20 protein-coding genes, 1 pseudogene and 1 riboswitch are annotated in these 19,934 nt (G+C 58.8%); of the genes and pseudogenes, 18 read left to right on the top strand and 3 right to left on the bottom strand.

The window, feature by feature from the left end:
* Positions 1-195: 195 nt before the first annotated feature.
* Genes HZB29_00805 through sat form a run of 4 tightly spaced genes read left to right on the top strand, consistent with a single transcriptional unit; the run spans position 196 to position 6,080 of the window.
* Positions 196-1,437 carry a CoB--CoM heterodisulfide reductase iron-sulfur subunit A family protein gene (locus HZB29_00805; protein ID MBI5814132.1) on the top strand — a complete coding sequence of 414 codons (1,242 nt, stop codon included), beginning with the start codon at positions 196-198 and terminating at the stop codon, positions 1,435-1,437.
* A gap of 2 nt (positions 1,438-1,439) precedes the next feature.
* Positions 1,440-3,656 carry a hydrogenase iron-sulfur subunit gene (locus HZB29_00810; GenBank protein MBI5814133.1) on the top strand — a complete coding sequence of 739 codons (2,217 nt, stop codon included), beginning with the start codon at positions 1,440-1,442 and terminating at the stop codon, positions 3,654-3,656.
* 18 nt (positions 3,657-3,674) lie between these two features.
* Positions 3,675-4,835: a quinone-interacting membrane-bound oxidoreductase complex subunit QmoC gene (gene qmoC / locus HZB29_00815; protein MBI5814134.1), complete on the top strand. Its 1,161-nt coding sequence runs from the start codon at positions 3,675-3,677 to the stop codon at positions 4,833-4,835.
* A 27-nt stretch (positions 4,836-4,862) separates the two neighbouring features.
* Positions 4,863-6,080, top strand: coding sequence for a sulfate adenylyltransferase (gene sat / locus HZB29_00820; GenBank protein ID MBI5814135.1), 1,218 nt, complete (start codon positions 4,863-4,865; stop codon positions 6,078-6,080).
* A 10-nt stretch (positions 6,081-6,090) separates the two neighbouring features.
* Here the strand turns inward: sat and HZB29_00825 are convergent, their stop codons facing one another.
* Positions 6,091-6,906 (bottom strand): hypothetical protein, encoded by an 816-nt coding sequence (locus tag HZB29_00825; protein ID MBI5814136.1) that lies wholly within the window; start codon positions 6,904-6,906, stop codon positions 6,091-6,093.
* Between the two features lie 58 nt (positions 6,907-6,964).
* Between HZB29_00825 and rdgB the strand changes: the two genes are divergently transcribed.
* The gene (gene rdgB / locus HZB29_00830; GenBank protein ID MBI5814137.1) at positions 6,965-7,558 is read left to right on the top strand and encodes an RdgB/HAM1 family non-canonical purine NTP pyrophosphatase; all 594 of its coding nucleotides are present in this window, start codon (positions 6,965-6,967) and stop codon (positions 7,556-7,558) included.
* Between the two features lie 182 nt (positions 7,559-7,740).
* Entirely contained in the window at positions 7,741-8,178 is a 438-nt protein-coding gene (locus HZB29_00835) for a pilin (protein MBI5814138.1), read from the top strand.
* Between the two features lie 52 nt (positions 8,179-8,230).
* Here the strand turns inward: HZB29_00835 and HZB29_00840 are convergent, their stop codons facing one another.
* Together HZB29_00840 and HZB29_00845 are read right to left on the bottom strand one after the other, a co-directional pair.
* Positions 8,231-8,515: a hypothetical protein gene (locus tag HZB29_00840; GenBank protein ID MBI5814139.1), complete on the bottom strand. Its 285-nt coding sequence runs from the start codon at positions 8,513-8,515 to the stop codon at positions 8,231-8,233.
* Entirely contained in the window at positions 8,418-9,566 is a 1,149-nt protein-coding gene (locus tag HZB29_00845) for a M48 family metalloprotease (protein ID MBI5814140.1), read from the bottom strand. Before HZB29_00845 ends, HZB29_00840 begins: the two co-directional genes overlap by 98 nt.
* 198 nt (positions 9,567-9,764) lie before the next feature.
* Positions 9,765-9,951, top strand: a riboswitch (cobalamin riboswitch).
* Positions 9,952-10,053: 102 nt separating this feature from the next.
* On the opposite strand from HZB29_00845, the gene bluB reads away from it, so the two are divergent.
* The 12 genes and pseudogenes from bluB (at position 10,054) to HZB29_00905 (ending at position 19,919) form a co-directional block, all read left to right on the top strand.
* The gene (bluB, locus tag HZB29_00850; GenBank protein MBI5814141.1) at positions 10,054-10,770 is read left to right on the top strand and encodes a 5,6-dimethylbenzimidazole synthase; all 717 of its coding nucleotides are present in this window, start codon (positions 10,054-10,056) and stop codon (positions 10,768-10,770) included.
* Between the two features lie 10 nt (positions 10,771-10,780).
* Complete coding sequence (locus tag HZB29_00855; protein MBI5814142.1) at positions 10,781-12,139, top strand: cobyrinate a,c-diamide synthase; 1,359 nt, start codon at positions 10,781-10,783, stop codon at positions 12,137-12,139.
* Positions 12,139-12,840, top strand: a complete 702-nt coding sequence (locus tag HZB29_00860) for a precorrin-8X methylmutase (protein ID MBI5814143.1) — start codon at positions 12,139-12,141, stop codon at positions 12,838-12,840. The genes HZB29_00855 and HZB29_00860 overlap by 1 nt, the downstream gene beginning before the upstream one ends.
* A complete protein-coding gene (locus tag HZB29_00865) occupies positions 12,801-13,358 on the top strand; it encodes a CbiX/SirB N-terminal domain-containing protein (GenBank protein MBI5814144.1) in 558 nt (185 codons plus the stop codon). The genes HZB29_00860 and HZB29_00865 overlap by 40 nt, the downstream gene beginning before the upstream one ends.
* A pseudogene (locus tag HZB29_00870) lies at positions 13,342-14,339 on the top strand (energy-coupling factor ABC transporter permease). The gene HZB29_00865 and the pseudogene HZB29_00870 overlap by 17 nt, the downstream one beginning before the upstream one ends.
* The gene (locus tag HZB29_00875) at positions 14,329-15,096 is read left to right on the top strand and encodes a hypothetical protein (protein MBI5814145.1); all 768 of its coding nucleotides are present in this window, start codon (positions 14,329-14,331) and stop codon (positions 15,094-15,096) included. The pseudogene HZB29_00870 and the gene HZB29_00875 overlap by 11 nt, the downstream one beginning before the upstream one ends.
* Positions 15,093-15,968 carry an ATP-binding cassette domain-containing protein gene (locus HZB29_00880; GenBank protein ID MBI5814146.1) on the top strand — a complete coding sequence of 292 codons (876 nt, stop codon included), beginning with the start codon at positions 15,093-15,095 and terminating at the stop codon, positions 15,966-15,968. The genes HZB29_00875 and HZB29_00880 overlap by 4 nt, the downstream gene beginning before the upstream one ends.
* Complete coding sequence (gene cbiD, locus HZB29_00885) at positions 15,965-17,026, top strand: cobalamin biosynthesis protein CbiD (GenBank protein MBI5814147.1); 1,062 nt, start codon at positions 15,965-15,967, stop codon at positions 17,024-17,026. Before HZB29_00880 ends, cbiD begins: the two co-directional genes overlap by 4 nt.
* Positions 17,023-17,655, top strand: a complete 633-nt coding sequence (cbiE, locus tag HZB29_00890; protein ID MBI5814148.1) for a precorrin-6y C5,15-methyltransferase (decarboxylating) subunit CbiE — start codon at positions 17,023-17,025, stop codon at positions 17,653-17,655. Before cbiD ends, cbiE begins: the two co-directional genes overlap by 4 nt.
* On the top strand, positions 17,652-18,374 hold the full coding sequence (gene cobI, locus HZB29_00895; GenBank protein ID MBI5814149.1) for a precorrin-2 C(20)-methyltransferase: 723 nt from the start codon (positions 17,652-17,654) through the stop codon (positions 18,372-18,374). The genes cbiE and cobI overlap by 4 nt, the downstream gene beginning before the upstream one ends.
* Before the next feature lies 1 nt (position 18,375).
* Complete coding sequence (cobM, locus tag HZB29_00900; protein MBI5814150.1) at positions 18,376-19,131, top strand: precorrin-4 C(11)-methyltransferase; 756 nt, start codon at positions 18,376-18,378, stop codon at positions 19,129-19,131.
* Positions 19,132-19,133: 2 nt separating this feature from the next.
* Entirely contained in the window at positions 19,134-19,919 is a 786-nt protein-coding gene (locus HZB29_00905) for a cobalamin biosynthesis protein (GenBank protein MBI5814151.1), read from the top strand.
* The last annotated feature ends 15 nt before the right edge of the window (positions 19,920-19,934 follow it).

A 19,934-nucleotide genomic window follows, 5' to 3' on the forward strand; every position in this document is an offset into this window, starting at 1 on the left:
AGGTTGAGGAAAGTGAGCGGTTATAAACACCTGCCAGAACTGCGTGAGATCATGAAACGGGCTCTGGCGGGGAAGATAATGGTGAAAGCGGCGTGACGGTCATGCCGGGAGTTTCAACTAAAAAAGGGATTGACTCCTGATCCGTCCCATTAAGGACGTTCGTTATTTCTGGCCTAAGAATGACGAGGCAAAAAAATGCAAAACTCCATCCTTGTCATCGGCGGCGGGATCGCGGGCATGACCGTGGCCGTGGAGGCGGCGGAGTGCGGCCGGAAGGTCTATCTTGTCGAGCGTGAAGCCTTCCTGGGCGGCAGGGTGGTCCGGATGAACAAGTATTTCCCGAAGCTGTGCCCGCCTCTTTGCGGATCGGAAATCAATTTCCGCAGGATACGGTCAAACCCCAACATCACCGTGCTTACCATGTCGGAATTGGAAAGCGTTTCCGGCGACGCCGGGGCTTACGAGGCAACGATCCGCACAAATCCGCGATACGTGAACAACAAATGCACAGCCTGTGACGACTGTGTGAAAGTATGCCCCGTCTCCCGGCCGGACGTTTTCAACGCCGGGATGAGCCAGACGAAAGCAATATACCTTCCCCACCAGATGGCCATGCCGATGAAATATGTCATAGACATGAGCGTGTGCAAAGGCGAGCAGTGCGGGGAGTGTGTGAAGGCTTGCAAGTACGGCGCGGTGGACTTGAAAATGGCGCCTGAGACGGTGAAGCTTGCCGTCTCCTCCATTGTGTACGCCACCGGCTGGAAACCGTATGACGCCTCAAAAATCGCAAACCTGGGTTACGGCGCGGTGAGAAACGTGATAACGAACGTCCAGATGGAGCGGATCGCCGCGCCAAACGGCCCCACAGGCGGCAAGATATTGCGGCGTGACAACGGCGAACCGGCGAAAACCGTGGCCTTTGTCCAATGCGCCGGATCGCGGGACGAAAACCATCTGCCATACTGTTCGTCGGTCTGCTGTCTTGCCTCGTTAAAGCAGGCCACATATGTTCGCGAACAATATCCGGACAGCGAGGTCTATATTTTCTATATAGACCTGCGCGCCCCGGGCAAGTATGAGGATTTTTATAAAAAGGTCGCCGCAGACCCCAAGATAAAAGTGATCAAGGGCAAAGTGGCCAAGGTAGAAGAGTCGCCGGACGGAAAGGCCGTCGTCACCGCCGAGGACATCCTGGGCGGGGGCAAGATGAGGGTTTCGTGCGACCTGGTGGTCCTCGCCACCGGGATGCAGCCGGAGAGCGGGGCCAACAACGTGGCGGCCGTGGACGAGAGCGGCTTTATGCCGGATGAACTTCAGTTAAAGCGCAACATCTTTTCGGCTGGGGTGGCCAAGCGGCCGATGGACGTGACAAGCTCCATACAGGACGCCACAGGAGTGGCCCTCAAGGCTTTCCAGGCGGGAGTGGCGAGGTAATCATGGCGGACGAAACCAGGCTCGTGAAAAAAACCGGTGTCTATATCTGCTCCGGCTGCGGGATCGGCGAGGCGCTGGACGTGGCCGCCCTTGAGAAAACAGCCACCGGCGAGATGAAGGCGCCGGTCTGCAAAGTACATCCGTTCCTGTGCGACGGCGCCGGGGCTCAACTTATAAAAAATGATATCGCCAACGGCGGGGTGAACGCGGTTGTCATCGCCGCGTGCTCCCCGCGCGTCAACTACGATGTGTTCGACTTCGGCCCGGACGTTTTGCTCGACCGTGTTGATATACGCGAAAAGGTGGCCTGGAGCCACGAGCCGGGCAATGGGGACACGCTTGCTCTGGCGCAGGACTATCTGCGGATGGGCCTTGCGAAGATGAAGGAGATGGACTTTGCGGCGCCGCATCCGGACCCGGTGGAACGGTCTGTTTTGGTCATCGGCGGGGGAATCAGCGGGCTTACTGCGGCCAAAAACGCGGCGGCGGCGGGATTTAAGGTGCACCTGGTGGAAAAGACCGGGAAGCTTGGCGGGTGGGCGAACGTCTTCCGCAAGACGCTCCCGAAGCAGCATCCATACACCGGCCTGGAGGAGAACGACATAGAGCTTCGCGTGAAAGACGTGGAGCGAGACCCTTCCATCACCATCCATCTGAACACCACCATCGAGTCCATTTCCGGCGCGCCGGGGATGTTCGACGTGGCTATGACCAACGGCGCCAAGTCCACCGCCCGGGCCGGCGCGGTGATCCTTGCTGCCGGGTGGAAGCCGTATGACGTTTCAAAGCTTACGCATCTTGGCGCTGGATTGCCGGACGTGATAAGCAGCGTGCAGTTCGAGGAGATGGCAAGCAGGGGGGTGGTTTTCCGCCCATCGGACAAGAAAACGCCGAAAAACGTGGTGTTCATCCAGTGCGCCGGGTCGCGGGACGATAGTCATCTGCCGTACTGCTCTTCGGTCTGCTGCGCGGTGTCGCTAAAACACGCGGCGTACCTGCGCGATCTGGACAAACATTCCTCCGCCACGATCATATATAAGGACATACGCACCACGGGAACCAGCGAACTTTTCTACAAGCAGATACAGCAGGACCCCGGAGTGTTCCTGACAAAAGGGGACGTGACGAAAGTGGAGCGCGAGGGGGAGCATCTGTATGTCACCGCTGAAAACACGTTGCTCGGCGGGGCCGTGCGGGTGAAGGCGGACCTTGTGGTGCTGGCGGTGGGGATGGTCCCGGCCACTTTCGATCCCACTGTTACGGTGGACAAGCCCGCCGGCGAGATGACCGACCGCGACCGGTTCAAGATCGGCAAGGCGCCAATCCTGAACCTGACATACCGCAAAGGCTCCGAACTGCCGGACTTGAAGTACGGATTCCCGGACAGCCATTTCATATGTTTCCCATACGAGACCCAACGCACCGGCATATACGCCGCCGGGGCCGTCCGCCATCCGCAGGACATGGCAAGCGCGATAGCCGACGCGGCGGGAGCGGCGCTAAAGGCTGTGCAATGCGTCACGCTGGCCGGGCAGGGAAGGGCGGTTCATCCGCGCGCCGGGGACACGAGTTACCCTGATTTCTTTCTGCAACGCTGCACCCAGTGCAAGCGATGCACGGAGGAGTGCCCCTTCGGTACCCTTGACGAGGACGAGAAAGGGACGCCAAAGCCAAATCCCACGCGCTGCCGCCGGTGCGGGGTGTGCATGGGGGCATGCCCGGAGCGCATCATAAGCTTCAAGAATTACAGTGTGCCAATGGTCGCCTCGATGATAAAGGCGATGGAGATACCCGATGAGTTCTCCGGCAAGCTGCGCGCGCTTGCCTTCATATGCGAGAACGACGCCATGCCGGCTGTGGACATGGCCGGGATCATGAGGATGAAGTACGATCCGGAGCTAAGGGTGATCCCGCTTCGCTGTTTGGGCTCCACAAACCTTGTGTGGATAGCCGACGCGCTGGCGTCCGGGGTGGACGGGATCCTCATGATCGGCTGCAAGCACGGGGACGATTACCAGTGCCATTTCGTGAAAGGTTCGGAGCTTGCCGCCACGCGGATGAGCAAGGTGGCCGAGACTCTAAACCGCATGATGCTCGAGCCGGAGCGGATCCGGGTGGAATCGCTTGCGATCAACGAATACCACCGCGTGCCGGAGATAATCAACAGCTTCATGGAGACGCTGCGCAAGTTCGAACCCAACCCCAACAAGGGATTTTGAGGACCAAGGTGACCACGCATGGCTGACATCAAGGCGCCAGTGATTGAGCCGGACGCCGGGTTCGTCCAGAGGATAATGGACAACGGAGGCTCCACGCTGAAAAAATGTTTTCAATGCGGCAATTGTTCCGTGGTGTGCGAGATATCGCCGGACGGAGAGCCGTTCCCGCGCAAAGAAATGATCTGGGCGCAATGGGGATTGAAGGAGAGGCTGCTGGCCGACGGGGACGTGTGGCTCTGCCACCAGTGCAACGACTGCTCGGTCCATTGCCCGCGTGGCGCCAAGCCGGGCGACGTGCTGGCGGCGGTGCGCAACATCATGTTCAGCCATTACTCCGGATTCGGCTTCATGGGGCGGCTGCTGGCAAGCCCCGCGAGTCTGCCGCTGCTTTTCATCTTCCCGATGGTGTGGATATACGGATTCATTTACATAGGGGCCAAGCCCGGCTTTATGGGCATGGAGCCGATGCTGTACATAAACATGATGCCCGAGGTGGCGGTGGACCTGGCCTTTTTGCCGGCCGTGGGCCTTGCGGCGGTGGCGGCTTATCTGGGAATAACGCGGTTCTGGAAAGAGCTGAACGCGGCCAACCCGGCAAAAGGCTCGCTTGTGGCGGCGGTGATTGCGGCGGCTATCGGCGTTGGGCGGCATGATAAGATGTCCAAATGCATCGCCAACGCGCCAAGGTTCACGGCGCACCTTATGACGATGTACGGATTCATATTGCTGATAATCACCACCGGGTCTGTGGCGGCGCTATATTGGGCGTACAAGCTGGGAATCACCGGCTTTGAGTACCACGAGATAGCGCTTTCCCACCCCGCCCGGTTGACCGTAAAACTTATCGGCAACATCGGCGCAATATTGGCGGCGGCGGGGGTGTGGCTGATAATCTCCCGGCGATACGGGGCAGGAAAAGAGAAGGTGGGGGTGACGGGCTATTACGACTCCCACTTTATCTTCATCCTTTTCGCCACAATCATCACAGGGGTGATGGCGGAGCTGTTCCGCGTGGTCAACGTCGCGGCGCTGGGATTCGGCGTTTACTACATACACCTTGTGTTCGTGTTCGCATTGCTTGTGTACGCCCCGTTCTCCAAGTTCGCCCACATGTTCTACAGGTTCACGGCGCTCGTCCACGCGAAAATGATCCAGCGGGAGCGCGCGGGGGCGGCGTGATAAAACTTTCGAAATGGAGATATAAACATGGCCAGTCTTGTTAATCCGCACGGCGGCGACGGCCTGAAGCCGCTCTTGCTGCAGGGGGAAAAAAGGAACGAGGAGCTTAAAAAGGCGGAAAAGCTCGCAAAAGTCGTCATGACCTCGCGGGAGACTTCCGACCTGATAATGCTCGGAATCGGCGCGTTCACCCCGCTGTTTGGGTTCATGACCCACGCCGACTGGCAGGGGGTGTGCGACGGGTATCACACCGCTTCCGGCCTTTTCTGGCCCATACCGATAACCCTTTCCATTTCAGAGGAGCGCTCCGCCTCGCTCAAGGAAGGCCAGGAAGTGGCCCTGGTGGACGAGGAGACCGGCCAGATAATGGGGACGATGTTGATCACCGAGAAATATCTCATCAACAAGGCCCATGAGTGCATGACGGTGTTCAAGACCACCGACCCGGAGCATCCCGGGGTGCAGAAGGTGATGGCGCAGGGGGATGTGAACCTGGCGGGGCCCGTGAAGGTATTGTCGGAGAGCTATTATCCGGAAATGTTCCGCGACGTGTACATGACCCCCGCCCAGACCCGCAAAGCCTTCGAGGAACGGGGATGGAGCACAGTGGCGGCGCTGCAACTGCGAAATCCGATGCACCGCTCGCATGAGTACCTGGCGAAAGTGGCCATAGAGGTGTGCGACGGGCTTTTAATCCACCAGCTAGTCGGCAAACTCAAGCCCGGGGACATCCCGGCGGAAGTGCGGGTGCGCGCTGTGAACGCCCTTGTGGAAAACTATTTCGTCAAGAACACGGCGATCCAGGCCGGTTATCCGATGGAGATGCGCTACGCCGGCCCGCGCGAGGCGCTGTTGCACGCGGTTTTCCGGCAGAACTACGGCTGCTCCCACCTTATCGTTGGACGCGACCACGCGGGTGTGGGAAATTACTATGGCCCCTTCGACGCGCACAAGATTTTCGACGAGATACCGAAGAACGCGCTGGAGCTAAAGCCACTCAAGATAGACTGGACGTTCTGGTGCTTCAAATGCGACGGCATGGCCAGCATGCGCACCTGTCCTCACGGCAAGGACGACCGGTTGCTTCTCTCCGGCACGATGCTGCGCAAGACACTGTCCGAAGGAGGGGAGATACCGAAGGAATTCTCACGTCCCGAGGTGTTGAAAATTCTCCAGGAATATTACAAGGGGCTCGACGAGAAAGTGGAAGTGAAGCTTCACCGGGCCGCCACCGGGCAAGGGTGAGGCGATCAGGTCACAACAATCCCAGCCCTTCGATAATGCTGATCGCGACGATGACTATTGTCGCGATCAGCAGCGCGTAAATCGCCACCCGCAGGACCTTGTCCTGCCAGGGTTTTGGCGGCGGCTCCGGAGGAAGATTGATGGACGACGTTATCGCCCGGCTCAATTCAACGGCTTTGTCCAGATAGATCGCTCCCAGCTCCACAGACGGCATGAGTTTCATTGTGACGCCGTTGTCGTCTATCTTAAGTTCCGCGCGGGCCGGTTCAAGCATGGCCAGCATATCGTCAATCGCCTTGACGGCATTGTCCGACCCCAAGATAGCGGCGGCGGAACGGCTGTCTGTCGCCCATGCCCTTGCGAATTTTTTTTCAAGCGACTCTGAAAGGGGAATCGCCTCATGTCCATATGTGGCCGTCGCCGCTTTGATTATTGGAGAGAAAACAGGCTTCAGCGCGGCGCTGACATTTTGTAGCTGCACCCCGGCCAGGTTTGAAAGCCTCAGGCCGATGTTCAGCGGGCGTTGATGGAAGATCGTGATGGAGGTGTCATTCGGATCGTCCTCGTCCTCAACCGAGTTGACGATATAAAGCGCCCGGTGGCCCTTGTACGGCCACTCGCGTTTCATCGGTGAAAAAGTCCCTCCCCCCAGAAGTGGCGGGGCGCCAAGGAGGACAAGGTGTTCATTGAAAATCACCCTGCGCCTTCTGGCGGTGGCGATGAAGGCGGCGGCCACAAACAGCAATATCGCCGCGGCGATCTGGACAAACCACTCCTTCACAAACGGCAAAAACCATTCCCTGACGGTCTGGTCAAACCAGTCCATGCCACCCGTCCTCTTTTTCGTAAATGATACTTCAATTTCCCTTTGATATCATATGCCCATGAAAAAAATCATTCTCGCCACGCGCAATGAAGGAAAATTGCGGGAGTTCAACCATGCCTTCGAGGGGACGGGCATGGTTTTCGTCTCTCTTAAGGATATCCCGGGAGCGCCGGAGGTGGAGGAGCATGGCGATACCTACGCGCAGAACGCCCTTATAAAAGCCCGCGCCATCGCGGAGCGGACCGGCCTGCCAACCGTCGCCGACGATTCCGGGATTGAAATAGCCGCGATGCCCGGAGAGCTTGGCGTAAAATCCGCCAGATACGCCGGTGACAGGCCATATGCGCAGGTCAACGCGGAAATTCTGGAAAAACTGGCCGGAACGCAAAACCGCGCATGCCGCTATGTGTGCGCCATAGCGTTCGTTGACAGTGCCTCCGGGCGGGAGGAACTCGTTGAGGCCACCTGTGAAGGAGTGATTCACACAAAACAGGAGGGAGATCAGGGCTTCGGATTCGACCCGATATTTTTAGTCCCCGAATATGGCAAGACAATGGCCCAACTGCCGCTGGAGGCGAAAAATTCAATAAGCCACAGGGCGAAGGCAATTGAAAAGCTGAAGAAATTATTAGGCCAACCGATGGGCGCTTGAATTAAATAGCAGGTGATATGCGATGTGTGTTAGCATATCTGTAAAAATTCGGACATATTGTAATCAACTGGTGTCTTTTTCGTGGCCCTTGATAGACAAATGTCCAACCGCCGCACGGTGGCTTCGATTAGAATAAGCTAACACTTCTGTGAGGGATTATCATGTCATCCTGGACAAGGGGCATTAGGGGAGACTCGGGTTTCACACTGGTGGAACTTTTGATCACCGTGTCAATTATTGGGATTCTTTCCGTCATAGCCATCCCTCAATTTAACAGTTACAGACAAAGGGTCTATGACACCACGGCCAAGTCCGACATGACCCAGTTCCGCAACGCCGTGATAAACGCCGGGTCCGGAAGCAGTTGGAGCACGTGGCAGACCGGGCCTGCCCAACACTCTCGATTTTCGGACGTAAAGATAAGCAACGGCGTAAAAATGCTGACGGTCTCCTGGAATATCGGAGGAGCGTACGTTTTCTACGCCTACACCTGCCACCCAAACGGGAAAATGGGCTATTTTATGTACGTTCCATATGGCGGGACAGATCCTTTCGCCGGATGGGGCTGGGCTCCAAACAGGATAGAGGAAAGCACCGTCTACTACCTGGCGTTCTGCTAGAAAGGGCGCAAGGTCCGGCGCACTTTAACTTTATTGGCCTCCAGGGCGCAGATCATTCGCCCCTGATTTTTTCGATTTTGCGCTCCGCGCCTTCCAGGATGGAAGCTTTCTGGGCTAAGAAACCTTTTTCAAGTTCTTCCGCCGCCGCCTGGCCTTCCGGATGACCGCGCAGCTTGCCAAGCTTGCCGTCGAGCATTATGCGCTCCTCGGCTATTTTCGCCTCGGCCTTGCTCCGGATTTCAGCGATTTTTCCCTTTTGGGCGCCCGTCAGTTTTTTTGCCGCTCCCCCCTGGATTTTCTCCGCCTTTTCCATCGCCAGTTCCAACGCCGATTTCATCTTTCTTCTCCTCCTTTGGAAGCACCGCGCTCGTGGACTTCACGGGGCTTAACGTTTTTATCCTGTAACCGGGCTTAATGGGCGCGTTGACCTCCATGGCGTTTATGGAAGCGGTCTCCATCGCCATGCCGTCGTCGCCGCTGATCTTTTTGGCGATAGCGCGGAACGTGTCCCCCTCTTTGACCGTATAGATATGCACCACATACGGCGGCAGGGTCTTTCCCCGCCACGCAGGCTTGCCGTATTTTAATCCCTCTATCTCGTCCAGGTACCTGTCTCTGTAAATATTCAGCGATCCATCGCGCGCCTTGAGAAGTTCGCTTTTCCCCTCCGCCTCAATAATCCTGCTCACTGTGTCCGGGTGCGTGGCCTGGAATCCATGGTAGCTGTGCCCCCCCAGGCGCTCTATCGTCCTTAACGAGCCCAGGAACTGCACAATTCCGGCGGGATCGTATCCGGCGTCATAGGAGGTCATAAGCCCCACCTGGTCGGACTCGATTTCCATATCGCGCCCGTAACCGAGCAGTATCTGCTGGGAAAGTGATGTGGAAACGGTGACCCACGCCGAGGCGTTCTTGCGCGCCTCCTCGCTCAAAGCCAGCCCGCCGAGAGTCAAAAGCGCGGAGCCGATCTGTTTTTTCATCTGCTTTACGGAGTGATGCCCGATGACATGGCCGATTTCGTGCCCCATCACCCCTGCCAGGGCCGCCTCCGAGTCCAGCGTCGCCAGCAATCCGCGTGTGACATAGATATATCCCCCGGGCAGCGCGAAGGCGTTCACCATTGCGTCGTCCACCACCTTGAAGTGGAATTCGAATTCCTGATCCCCCATTTTCGAAAGGATCCGCTTGCCGACCCTTTGAACGTATTCCTGCAACTTCGGGTCTTCATACAGCCCGTATGCGTGGATTATTTCCCTGTCCGTTTCCCGGCCCAGCGCCTCTTCGTCCGTCCCCTCAAAAAGGGCCATCGCCCCTGTGGAAAGGAACAACGAGGCGATCAGCGCCGCGGCGCAGATCGCCGGCGCGAAACGCATTTTAATGAAGTCCATTTTAAGCCCACTTTAAAATATGAATTGTAACACGGGGCCTGACATTAAAACCGGGTCCCGCCCGGTTGAGGCGGTATCACCCCGCCGGGCGGTAACGCCGCCATCGAAGCGGCGTCAGGAAGATGCGGGCGGGACGCCCGCGCTCCAAGGGGAAAATAGCGTTAAATATCTGTTGAAATGACGGCCCGGCGATTGTATATATGTTAAAGGTTCGCAGGTGGCCTTGACAGGCATAAACGGGAAGACGGTTTGAATCCGTCGCGGGTCCGCCGCTGTAACCGGGGACGAAAACCTCAAAATTGCCACTGTCTTTAGATGGACGGGAAGGCGAGGCAAGTAGGACGATCCGGAAGCCAGAATACCGGCCGTCGAACATTGTGGTGACAACCCTCGAGAAACAGGGGAGATTATTGATGCCGTCACAGGCTTGTTTTTCATCCGTGTTCCCTTTGCCGCATAAGGTGGCCGCATTGCGCTGGAGCCTGGCATGAGCCACGAGTTCCCGGAGGATTGGCGCAAGGGGGTTTATCAGGCCATACTGCGGCGGCGCGATATCCGTCATTTCCTGCCGGACCAGGTTCCCCTGGACAAGCTCGCCAGAATATTATCCGCCGCCCATCACGCCGGATCCGTCGGTTTCATGCAGCCGTGGGATTTTATATTGGTGGACGACATGGATTTGCGAGCCCGGGTACGGGCCCATGTGGAGGAAGAGCGGCTTGCCGCCGCCTCTGCTTTCACAAACGAACGGCGCGAACAATATCTTTCCTTCAAACTGGAAGGGATTATGGAATCGCCGGTCAATATCTGCGTAACATGCGACCGGGAACGCCAAAGCGGGCCGGTGCTTGGGCGCAACACTATCCGTGACACGGATTTATACAGCACGTGCGCGGCCATTCAAAACCTGTGGCTTGCGGCCCGCGCGGAGGGCATTGGCGTGGGCTGGGTCAGCATCCTGAAGCCTGACAAACTGAAGAATATGTTAAACATCCCGCGGCGGATGGAGCCGGTTGCGTATCTTTGCCTCGGCTACGCAAAAGAGTTTCCGGTTCGCCCGATGCTGGAGACATCAGGCTGGCTCCCGCGCGTTCCACTTGCGTCAATTGTCCACAGCAACAGTTACGCCGCCGCATGCCCGGAAGAGCTTGCCGGCTTGCTAAACAAAGAGCCGCTTGGCGGAGGTGGGCAAGATGAACGGTGATTTTTCCGCTATGCTCATCTCCGCCACCCACAGCGGGGCCGGAAAGACCTCCATATCCCTGGCCCTGGCCGCGGCGCTGAAAAAACGTGGCCTTGCCGTCCAGACTTTCAAGGTGGGGCCGGACTATATTGACCCGCAGTATCTTGCGTCCGTGTCCGGACGGCCGTGCTACAACCTGGACGGCTGGATGATGGGGGAGGACTATGTGCGCTCCCTTTTCGCCGCAAAAACACAGGACACGCAGGCGGCAGTCACCGAAGGGGTGATGGGGCTTTTCGACGGGGACGGCCCGGCCTCCCTCGGCGGAAGCGCGGCGCAGACGGCGATGCTTACCGGCGCGCCTGTGATCCTGGTGGTGGACGCCAAGGGGATGGGGGGCTCCGTGGCGGCGCTGGTGGGCGGTTTTGCGAATTTTTCGCGGGAAGTGGAAATCGCCGGGGTGATCGCCAACAATTGCGGATCGCAACGCCATGGCGAGATTCTGCGCGAGGCGCTGGCGGCAGCGTCGCTACCCCCTTTGATCGGGGCGATACCAAGAGGGGCTTTCCCGGCGTTGCCTTCCCGGCATCTGGGACTGATAAGCGGGGGCAAGGCCCGTCTTGACGATGTAGTCATTGAATCATTCATCCAGACGATAGAGAAGCATTGCGATATCGGCAAAGCATTGGACCTGACGCGGATAACAAGGCCCGGCGCCATATCGGCGCATGAAAGCGAGCCGTCAAAATGGGTAAGGATCGGCGTGGCGCGGGACGAGGCGTTTCATTTCTATTATCAGGACACGCTCGACGAGTTGGCGCGGCGCGGGATGGAGATCGTCCCGTTTTCACCGCTGTCGGACAACAATTTGCCGGAAGGGATCGGCGGCCTGTATTTGGGCGGAGGCTATCCGGAGGAACATGCCGAAGCGCTTTGCGCCAACGAAAGCATGCTCGAAGATGTGCGGCGTTTCGCTTTGGACAAAAAGGGGGCGCTCTACGCCGAATGCGGGGGGCTAATGTACCTTTCCCGGGGGATCAGGACGCTGGACGGCAAGGAACGCCCCATGGCGGGCATTTTGCCGGCATGGACAAGGATGCGGGACAAATACAGGTCGTTAGGCTATGTGGAGGCAAAACTGGAAAACGATTCGATACTCGGAAAGTCCGGCGCCATTTTGCGCGGGCACCGGTTCCATTATTCGGAAATTGACGGCGATCCATCCGGCGCGCAAGGCTGGCCCGCATACAGCCTGAAACGAAAGGGGCGCGATGAAACGTCCGGGGACGGTTTTGCAAACGGAAAGCTCCTTGCCAGCTATGTACACACTCATTTGGCGTCGAACAGGGCGGCCATGGACGCTTTCATATCAAGCTGCGGAGGGCTTTAATGAACGGCCGGACAACAGGGGAAAAGGCGCTGATACATTCCATATACGAATCGCCCGTGAGCCCGGAGCAAATCGAGTCGCGCTCATTTGCCGCTATTGACGCGGAATTGCCGGATCATGGTTTTCCGCCGGAACATTGGGTGATAGTGCGGCGGATGATACACACCACCGCCAATTTCGCGCTGGCGCGGGACGTACGCTTTTCGGATGACGCGGTGGACTCGGCGGTGGCGGCGCTTTCGGACGGGGCGGGTATATACGTAGATTCGAACATGATACGAAGCGGGATATCCGTGGACAGGCTCAAGGCGGTCAATCCCGGCTACACAAGGGAGAAAATCGCCTGCCACGTGGCGGACGCGGGCGTGGCGGCGGAGGCGAAAAAGGCGGGGCTGCCCCGGTCCCTTTTCGCCGTGCGCAAGGCAAAGGAGATGACAGACGGCGGGATAGCCATGTTCGGCAACGCGCCGGTGGCGCTGCTGGAGCTTAACCGCATGATAATCGAAGAGGGCGTGAGGCCACGGCTGGTGATAGCGATGCCGGTGGGTTTCGTTCACGTGGTGGAGAGCAAGGAGGAACTTATGGCCCTTGGCGTTCCCCACATAACACTGAGCGGCAGGTTCGGCGGCAGCCCGCTGGCGGTGAGCGTTATCCACTCGCTATGTTCAATAGCGGTGGAAAGAAAGAAGGTGACGGCGTGACAGAAAATAAAACGAAGGCGGTAATATTGATGGGGCACGGCAGCCGTGTGCCGGGCGCGGGGGACGGAATGGAGAAAGTGGCCGAGGCGCTAAGAAAGAGCGGGACGTCCGGCATTGTGGAGACATGCTACATGTCCCGGCTCGGGCCGCATTTCCCGGAAACGCTGGAAAGATGCGTCAATGCCGGCGCTGTGGAAGTGGCGTTGATCCCGTATTTTTTGCACCTTGGGCTTCACACCCGGCTGGACATTCCGGAGATGATGAAGGAGCAGGCCGCAAAACATCCCGGCGTTAAAGTGATTTTCGGCGAGCATCTGGGATACGACGATTCGATTGTGGAGATCGTGAAAAAACGGATCGAGTCGTCATGGGGCAGGGATGACGTGCGGGACATCAGGCTTGAGCCGCGCGAAAAATATCCGCTGCCTCCGGGGGACATGGAGTTTGTCCCCATGTCACCTTGCGAGGCGAAAAGATTCAAGGAAAAACATGATTGCGGCCATGGACACCATCATTAAAAAATCGGCGCCGGTGGCCGCGCTGGCGGCAATTATTGTTGTGGCCGCATCCGGCCCCGCACACGCCATGCACATAGCCGACGGGATACTTCCCGCAGGATGGGCGGCGCTATGGTGGATCGCGGCGGTCCCGTTCATCGCATGGGGGGCGAAAGCCCTGGATACGGCAAGCGCCTCTTCGGCGCAAAAGCCTTTCGTGGGGCTTGTGGGATCGGCTATATTCGTGATCTCGTGCATGCCCATACCCATACCGGTCACAGGTTCATGCTCGCACCCGTGCGCCACAGGGCTTGCCGCTTTGCTCATCGGGCCGAGGCTCACGGTGGCGGTTGCGTCGGTGGCGCTTGCGTTGCAAGCGCTTTTTCTGGCCCACGGGGGGATTACGACGTTTGGGGCGAATGTTGTGTCCATGGGAATAGCCGGCGGCTTTACAGGCTACCTGGCGTTCACAGTTTCACGGCGCGTTGGCTTGTCATTGACTGTGTCGGCATTCATGGCGGGATTGCTTTCGGATTGGGCCACCTACGCCACAACTTCTTTCGAGCTTGCCACGGCGCTTTCCGGCGATGGGCCGTTCACAGCAATGTTCACAGCGATAATCACGGCGTTCGCCCCCACGCAAATACCTCTGGGAGTGATGGAGGGAATCATGACCTCTGTGGCATACCGGTTCATCATGGAGCGAAGGCCGGAGCTTGCGGAGGCTCCGGCGCGGATGGAGCAACGGATATGAAAGAAATTATGGCGCTATACATCGCGCTTTCGCAGGCGCAAAAATGGGAGGGGGTGGACAAAGGCGTGATCGAGAAGTTCGCCGCCGCCGCCGGCAGGGAGCCTTCAGGATGGAATTCCTGGGCGGCGGAAGGAGACCTGCCTCTGTTCCTTTTCCTTGTGGCGGGAGTTGCGGGGGGTTTCGTTTTCGGGTATTTCTACCGGGAGCTTTTCCCACCTCGAAAAAAGGAGCGGGCCGGTGACGCCTGACAACCTGCCTGACCTGGACGCGCGCGGAGCGCAGCTTGTTGATCCTCGGGTGGGGCTCATATTGGCCATTGCGGCGATCTTTGCGATGACCGCGTCCGCGTCACCCCTGTTTTCTCTCTGCTTTTTTGCTTTGTCGTGGGCGGTGATGCCATTGACCGGTGTCCCATGGCGAAAGACCGCGCGGCGCATGGCCGGGCCGCTGGGCATGGCTGCGATGGTTCTTGCGTTGCAATCGCTGATGACGGGCGCAACGCCGCTGTGGTCGTCCCGGATTTTAGGGATGGTTGTCTCCATCAAAACGGAGGGTCTCAACTCCGGACTGCTCACCGCATCGCGGATGGCGGGGGCCGTGTCCGTTTTCATGCTATTGTCGTCGGCGGTGTCCGCGCGGGGGATATTCATGGCGCTAAAGTGGCTCAAAACACCGCAGGCCCTTGTCGAACTGGCGGTGACAATGACGCGGCAGACGTTTACGATCCTCGAAACCGCAAGGGAGATGGCATCGGCTCAGAAAGCCCGGCTAGGCTACGGCGGCGGCGCAAGGACCATTTCTTCGGCGGGAATTTTGTCCGGCGCGGTGATCCTCCACGCGGCTGGGGCGGCGAAACGGACCCACGACGCCATGCTGGCGAGGGGATACAACGGCAGCATGCCTATGAGCCAGCTGCCACCCCTTGGCGCGCGGCTTCGCATTCAAATCGCCACAGGTCTTGCGGGAGTCTGTCTGGCTTTCATGCTTTCCCGGGGGTCACTATGAGCAAGGATATCGTCATGGCCGTCCGGGGCCTTGCGTATTCGTATGGCGCCGGGCCGGAAATCATCCATGGGATGGACTTTGACCTGCGCGAGGGGGAGTTCGCCGCCGTGATGGGGGCCAACGGTTCGGGAAAGACCACGCTCATAAAACTGCTTGCCGGTTTGCTTGAACCTGGCAAGGGAGACGTGCTCCTTTCAGGGCAAAACATGAAATCCGTTCCCAACGACCGGCGTTACACTCGCATCGGCGTTGTGTTCCAGAACCCGGACGACCAGCTTTTCGCCATGACCGTGGCCGACGACGTTGCATTCGGCCCGCGCAACATGGGATTGGACGAACATACCGTCATGGCACGGGTGAAACAAGCGCTGGAGCTTGTCCACGCAGCCCACCTTATGGACAGGGGAGTGGCCGAGCTGAGTTACGGCCAGAAAAAACGGGTGGCCATCGCCGGGGTCCTTGCTATGGGCTCGTCCATCCTGCTGCTCGACGAACCAGCCGCCGGGCTGGATCCAGCAGGGGAAAATTCCATCATGCGCCTGATCGGCGAGCTTAACCGGAACAAAAACGTCACCGTGGTGATGGCTGCTCACTCGGTGGACATGATTCCACTGTTCGCCAGCAGGGTGATGATACTGGACAAGGGAAAGATCATGACCGACGGCCCGATGCGAGTGGCGTTGACGGACGGGAACCTGCTGGACCGCGCAGGGCTGCGGCTGCCTTATGTCGCCTCGCTTATGCGCGAATTGGAAATCAAGGATGGCCTTTCATTCGCCGACCTTCCGCTGACTATCGGAGAGGCGCGGCGCAGGATTCTGGAGCTTTTACCGGAAAGCGCGTTGGACAGGCCGGAGGGCGCCTTGCCATGAACTTAGTCCTGCGCGAAGGTTACACCACCGGGGCGTGCGCCGCCGCATCGGCAAAAGCGGCGGTGACCGTCCTTGCGGGTATGCCCGCGCCGGCTGACGTGGAAATTCCCATGCCGGACGGTGGAAGGGCCGTCATTGCGGTGGAACGATGCTCCATCGCCGGATCGCGCGCCACCGCCGCCGTGATAAAAGATGCGGGTGACGATCCGGACGTGACCAACGGCTCGCTTGTGGAAGCGTGCGCACAGTGGAGTGACGCAGAGGGCATAGAGTTCGCCGCCGGGGAGGGGGTGGGCACGGTCACGAAAAAAGGGCTGCAAATACCGGTGGGCGAGCCTGCGATCAATCCTGTCCCACGGCGGATGATAGAAAACGCGGTGCGTGAAATAACCAAACGCGCGGTCAAGGTGACCATATCCATCCCGGGTGGTGACGCCATCGCCCGGAATACGTTCAATCCCAGGCTTGGCGTGGTCAGCGGCCTTTCCATATTGGGCACGACGGGGAAAGTGAGGCCATACAGCCACCCGGCGATAAAGGAGACACTCCGATGCGAGTTGAACGTGGCGGTGGCCAATGGCGCCAGGAATCTTGTTTTCACAGCGGGCAATATCGGGACGCGTGCCGCGCTGGAGAAATTCGGTGTGGGGCGTGAAAATGTGATTGAAGTGAGCAACGAGTGGGGTTTCATGATTGACCTTGCGGCGCAGGCCCCGCTTGAGGCCGCGCTGGTGGCAGGGCATCCGGGAAAACTTGCCAAGCTCACCGAAGGATGGTGGGACACGCATTCGTCGCGCTCCGGATCCGCCGCGCCGATCGTGGCTGCGATGGCGGAAAATATCACGGGCCGGACGATGTCCGATCTGAACACGGTGGAGGGGATTTTCGAATCGCTATCGCCGGAACAAAAAAAGATAGTGGCGGACGAACTTGCCCAAAATGTCGCCGCCGCCATATCAGTCCGGGTGCAAGGGCGATTCCCCGTGGCCGCGGCGTTGTTTGACATGAAGGGCGTTATGCTGGGAAGTTTTGGCGATTTGGCGCGGTGGCTTGTATGAACAAAATAACGATAATCGGCTGCGGTCCCGGCGGGGAAGATTACATCACACCGGCGGCGAGGAAAAAGGCGATGGAGGCCGAATGCCTGATCGGTTCGGAGAGGCTTTTGGAACTTTTTCCGGTCAACGGCGCCGAGAGAATTTGTGTTGGAGGCGATACAAGCAAGACAATCGAGGCCATCGCCTCGCGGTTTGAATCTAAGAAAGTGGCGGCGCTGGTGAGCGGCGATCCGGGTGTCCGGAGCATGGCGCGGCTTATCATCGCAAAATTCGGGATGCACGCGTGCGACGTGGTTCCGGGAGTCAGCTCCGTCCAGTGCGCTTTCGCGAAAATCGGACTGGACTGGACCGACGCTAAAATCATCACCGCCCACGACAAAATCCCGGATGGGGACTTTGCGGCGATTCTGGATTCGCCGAAAATCGCGATACTGGCCGGAGCGGCGGGCTCGGTCCGGTGGATTTCTGAAATGGCCGCGCGGGCTGGCGCCGGGAAGGGGCTTATTGTCTGCGAAAACCTGACCCTGCCCGGCGAAAAGGTGACCGCGATGCCGCCGGACGAGCTTTCAAAATACAACGCCGCATCCATGACTGTGGCGTTGCTTGTGAACAGGGAGCTATTGGAATGAGTTACGGAACTTTGTATGGAATAGGCGTCGGCCCGGGCGACCCGGAGCTTATCACAGTGAAAGGCGCGAGGCTTTTGGGGGAATGTTCCCGCCTTTTCGTCCCCAAGGCGCGGATGAAGTCGGAAAGCGTGGCGTACGCCATCGTCCAGCGATATGTGAATCCCAAAGCCGTGATAGAAGAGCTTGTGTTCCCCATGGTGACTGACAAGGAGGAGCTTGAGCAAAAGTGGAACGAATCGGCGGCGAAAATCGCCCAGACGCTTTCCACCGGGGCGGACGCGCTCTTCGTGACGCTGGGCGATTCGCTGCTGTATTCCACATATATCTATCTGGTGCGGGCGTTGCGCAAGGTGGCGCCGGAGGCGAAGATAGTCACAGTGCCGGGGGTGACGGCATTTTCGGCGGCGGCGGCGCTCACAAATTTCCCGGTGGGCGAAGGCAAGGAGCTTGTCACCATCGTCCCTGCGGCGGACGATCTTTCGTCCGTTCGCGCGGCGCTTAACGGCGGCGGGACGGTGGTGATGATGAAGGTGGGCAAAAGGCTTGGTTCGATAATAGAGGCCATCGAGAACGCCGGGGCCTTGGACGGCGCGGTGTTCGCCGCCTACGCCGGGCTTGAGGGGGAAAGGATAGAGACGGACCTTGCGAAATTGAAAAACGAGGAACCGGAGGCGGGATATCTTTCCACCATCCTGGTCCACGCGCGAAAGGGGAGTTGAGATGAAAGTCTATTTCGTGGGTGGCGGTCCGGGCGATCCGAAGCTTCTCACCGTGCGCGCCGTCGAATTGCTGAAAAACTGCAAATGCTGCGTTTACGCCGGATCGCTGGTGAGCCCGGAGGTTCTCTCGCTTCTCCCGGCCGACGCCGAGCGGCATGATTCGGCGGGGATGGACCTTACGCGGATAGTGGAAGTGTTCAAGCGATGCGCCCAAGGGGGGATTGACGTTGTCCGCCTCCATTCGGGCGATCCTTCCATCTTCGGCGCCATCCGCGAACAGATGAACGAACTGGACAAACTGCAAATCGGATACGAGGTGATCCCCGGGGTCAGCTCGTTCCAGGCGGCGGCGGCGGCGCTGAATCTGGAACTGACGGCTCCGGAAGTTTCGCAGACGGTGATACTGGCCAGGACCGCCGGACGCACGCCGGTGCCTGATGAACAGGATTTGGACGCATTGGGGGCCACCCGAGCAACGCTTTGCCTGTTCCTTTCAGTTCAGGGGTTGAAGGAGGCGGCCCGTAAACTTGCCGTCCATTATGGCGGCGATTGCCCGGCGGCGGTGGTAAGCCGCGCGTCATGGCCGGACCAGCGGATCATCAACGGCACTTTGGCGGACATCGCGGACAAAACAGAATCGGCCGGGATCAGCAGGACAGCGATGGTGATCGTGGGCTGGGCGCTGTCCCGCGATATCCCGGTGTCGCGGTTGTACGCTCCCGAATTTTCCCACGGATACCGCAAGGGCGGGGAGTGACGATGAAACTGGCGGTGATAACGCTTTCGCGCGAGGGAGGGAAACTGGCGGCCAGCTTGCTGGACGCGATTCCCGGGGCCGCCGGGTTCATACACGAGAAAGTGGACGGAGCGGATGGGCGGCTGAAAAAGTTTTCGCGGGTGGTCGAGCTTACCGCAAAGATTTTCAAAAAGCATGACGGCCTAGTGTACATAGCCCCTTGTGGAGCGGTTGTCCGCGCCATCGCGCCGCATATCAGCGGGAAAAAGACCGACCCGGCGGTGGTGGTGGTGGACATCGGCGGCAGATATGCTGTCAGCCTTCTATCGGGCCACGAAGGAGGCGCCAACGGCCTCGCCGTCCAGGTTTCGAACATTATCGGGGCCGAGCCTGTGATCTCCACATCCACGGACGCGGCGAAGAACCTGATTGTGGGCGTTGGATGCCGGAAAGGCAAAGAGGCCGCGGCGATAGTGGCGGCGGTGAAAAGCGCGCTGGAGGAGGCCGGGGAGCGGATTGAAAAAGTGCGTGTGATCGCCTCGGCGGACGTGAAATCGGACGAAGCGGGGCTCATCGAGGCGGCGCGTGAACTTGGCGCGCCGTTGCGGTTCATCCCGTCGGAAGACATAAGGAATACATGGCGCGAGTTTTCGCGTTCCAAATTTGTTCAACAAAGCGTGAACCTGCCTGCGGTGGCGGAGCCAGCCGCGCTTTTGGCGGGAAGGAGGACATCATTAATACTGGAAAAGAGGAAGTACGGCGGCGTGACGGTGGCGCTGGCCAGGGAAAACTGTTCGTCGTTGGAATAGGCCCCGGCGGGCCGC

This window comes from Nitrospinota bacterium (assembly GCA_016235255.1).
In the GTDB taxonomy this organism is placed as follows: domain Bacteria; phylum Nitrospinota_A; class UBA7883; order UBA7883; family JACRLM01; genus JACRLM01.